At 71.7% G+C, this 540-nt stretch carries 1 protein-coding gene; it reads right to left on the bottom strand.

Annotated elements, in window-relative coordinates; all coding sequences use genetic code 11:
* Positions 1-296: 296 nt before the first annotated feature.
* Positions 297-540 (bottom strand): NADH-ubiquinone oxidoreductase subunit NDUFA12 family protein (locus NS334_RS16860; RefSeq protein WP_241492016.1); only part of this gene is annotated, 244 nt, incomplete at its 5' end.

The following is a 540-nucleotide window of genomic DNA, read 5'->3' on the forward strand; positions in this document are numbered from 1 at the left end:
CTCGTCGACCGCGACCTCGAAATTGACGATCCGGCCGGTGATCTTGTCGAGCCCGGAGAACACCGCGGTCGGGTTCTTGATCTTGTCGGCAGCGGCGGGGCCGGCGCAGACGAGGAGCGCGAGGCTCGGGGCGAGCGCGCGGCGTGCGAGGGCGGTGATGCGGCTCAAGGCTCGGACCCCTAGACGAGGGTGGCCGGCCGCGCCAACGGCTGCGCGGCGGACGATCAGGATTGGCCCGTCATGAACACCGGAACGGTGGCGGCAAAAGGGCGCCCGGCCCGAGGCGGCGCGCGGACCTACTCGCCCGGCGTCCAGGACACGTAGTCGCCGGTCGCTGCCGGCCGCTGGCCCCAGGAGAGCTGCGAGCCCGCCGGCCGGTACGCGTTCGCGGTGCCGGTCTGGTTCTCGATATGCGGCTTCTGCCACGCCTTCGGCTGGTACTTCTCCTCGCTCGGCGCGACGTCGACGTTGTGGCAGAGCCAGCCCCGCCAGCCGGGGGGCACCTTCGAGGCGTCGGCGTAGCCGTTATAGACGACCCAG

Origin of the sequence: Sphingomonas endophytica, assembly GCF_001476895.1 — a bacterium.
In the GTDB taxonomy this organism is placed as follows: Bacteria; Pseudomonadota; Alphaproteobacteria; order Sphingomonadales; family Sphingomonadaceae; genus Sphingomonas; species Sphingomonas endophytica_A.